The sequence below is a fragment of the Sinomonas sp. G460-2 genome (assembly GCF_047759905.1).
In the GTDB taxonomy this organism is placed as follows: Bacteria; Actinomycetota; Actinomycetes; order Actinomycetales; family Micrococcaceae; genus Sinomonas.
Genome location: NZ_JBKZWT010000489.1, coordinates 1 through 1,844 on the forward strand (window position 1 = coordinate 1; position 1,844 = coordinate 1,844).

Genomic DNA, 1,844 nt, shown 5'->3' on the forward strand with positions numbered 1-1,844 from the left:
CACAGGCCGAGGTCATGTGCCGTGATGCGCCCCTCGGGGGCCACGCCCGTGGCCTCGACCACCACGAGCCCCAGGCCGCCCGCGGCGCGCGAGGCGTAATGGGCAAGGTGGAAGTCGTGGGGACGGCCGGCCTGGCCCTCGTCGGGAACCGCGCTGTACGTGCACATCGGCGACATCCACACGCGGTTGGGCACGGTCACGCCCCGCAGCTGGAGCGGCTCGAAAAGGCTCGTCATGCTGGCTCCTTCGGGGACCGTCGCGTCAGTTGAACGTCGCCGCGTCGATGACGAAGCGGTAGCGCACGTCGGAGGCGAGCACGCGCTCGTAGGCGTCGTTGATCCTCTCGGCGGGGATCACCTCGATGTCCGCGCCGAAGCCGTGCTCGGCACAGAAGTCGAGCATCTCCTGCGTCTCCCGAATGCCGCCGATCGCAGAGCCGCTCAGCGTCTTGCTCCCGCCGATGAGGCTGAACGCGTTGACCGGAAGGGGCTCAGCGGGCGCGCCGACGCACACCATGGCGCCTTCCGTGGCGAGCAGGCCGAGGTACGCGTTGAGGTCGATCGGGGCGCTCACGGTGTTGAGGATGACGTCGAACGTGCCCTTGAGGCGCTCGAAGGTCTCCGGCTCGGCCGTCGCGTAGTACTCATCGGCACCCAGGCGGAGGCCGTCCTCCTGCTTCTTGAGGGACTGGGAGAGGACCGTGACCTCGGCGCCGAGGGCGTGCGCGATCTTGACGGCCATGTGCCCGAGCCCACCGAGGCCGACGACGGCGACTCGCTTGCCGGGGCCCACGCCCCAGCGGCGCAGGGGCGAGTAGGTCGTGATGCCCGCGCACAGGAGCGGGGTCGCGACGTCGAGCGCGAGCGCGTCCGGGATGCGGACCACGAAGTTCTCGGCGACCACGACGTGCGTCGAGTAGCCGCCCTGCGTCAGGGTCCCGTCGCGGTCGAGCGACGCGTACGTGCCCACGTTGCCCTCGAGGCAGTGCTGCTCGTTGCCCTTGAGGCAGTTCGCGCAGTGGCCGCACGAGTTGACCATGCAGCCCACGCCGACGCGGTCGCCCACGGCGTGCTTCGTGACCTCGCTGCCCACGGCCGTGACGATCCCGGCGATCTCGTGCCCCGGGACGAGCGGGTAGTGGCGCTGGCCCCAATCGCCGCGGACGGTGTGGATATCGGAGTGGCAGATGCCCGCGAACTTGATTTCGATGAGCACATCGTGCGGCCCGACGTCCCGGCGTTCGATCGTGGTCTTCTCGAGCGGCTCGGTGGCGCTCGGCGCGGCGTAGGCGTTGACGGTGAGCATGGTGACTCCAATCCGAGGGTGGCAAGCCGGTCCCAGCCGATCGGCGGGACGGGAACTTCGATTGGCATCGTAGTACGATGTTTTCCGTACCTTCAATTCCCCGGATGCGAGAATTCAACCATGCGAGTCTTGGAGCACCCCGAGCAGGAGGAGATCGAGCTCGACGCCGTCCTCGCGGCCCTGGCCGATCCGATCCGGCGCCGGATCGTGTGCCAGCTCGCGGGCGGACATGACGATCAGGCCTGCATCGCGTTCGGGCTCCCCGTGAGCAAGTCGACGTCCACGCACCACTTCCGGGTTTTGCGCGAGGCCGGAGTCATCTCGCAGCACTACCGAGGCACGGCGATCCTCAGCTCGCTCCGCTCCGAGGACCTCGACGCGCGGTTCCCCGGGCTGCTCGCATCCGTCATCGCGGCCGAGCACGCCGCAAAGATCGCCGCGAAGGCCCTCCCGGGGAGCGTCGCGCCGTGAACGGCGTGTGCGTCGTGGGCAGCGCCAACGTGGACACCGTGGTCCGCGTCCAGCGGCACCCGCTCGGC

General features: G+C 69.4%; 2 protein-coding genes and 1 pseudogene. 1 reads left to right on the forward strand and 2 read right to left on the reverse strand.

From position 1 onward, the window contains the following. Together ACLN58_RS21755 and ACLN58_RS21760 are read right to left on the reverse strand one after the other, a co-directional pair. A pseudogene (locus ACLN58_RS21755) lies at positions 1-236 on the reverse strand (NADH:flavin oxidoreductase/NADH oxidase); the annotation flags it as partial. Between the two features lie 25 nt (positions 237-261). After that, positions 262-1,305, reverse strand: coding sequence for an NAD(P)-dependent alcohol dehydrogenase (locus ACLN58_RS21760; RefSeq protein ID WP_415857295.1), 1,044 nt, complete (start codon positions 1,303-1,305; stop codon positions 262-264). Positions 1,306-1,425: 120 nt separating this feature from the next. On the opposite strand from ACLN58_RS21760, the gene ACLN58_RS21765 reads away from it, so the two are divergent. Beyond that, complete coding sequence (locus ACLN58_RS21765; RefSeq protein WP_415857296.1) at positions 1,426-1,776, forward strand: ArsR/SmtB family transcription factor; 351 nt, start codon at positions 1,426-1,428, stop codon at positions 1,774-1,776. The last annotated feature ends 68 nt before the right edge of the window (positions 1,777-1,844 follow it).

What these genes read in the sequence shown, in the direction of transcription:
- ACLN58_RS21760 (WP_415857295.1), bottom strand. Translation starts at nt 1,305, where the DNA reads ATGCTCACCGTCAACGCCTACGCCGCGCCGAGCGCCACCGAGCCGCTC.
- ACLN58_RS21765 (WP_415857296.1), top strand. Translation starts at nt 1,426, where the DNA reads ATGCGAGTCTTGGAGCACCCCGAGCAGGAGGAGATCGAGCTCGACGCC.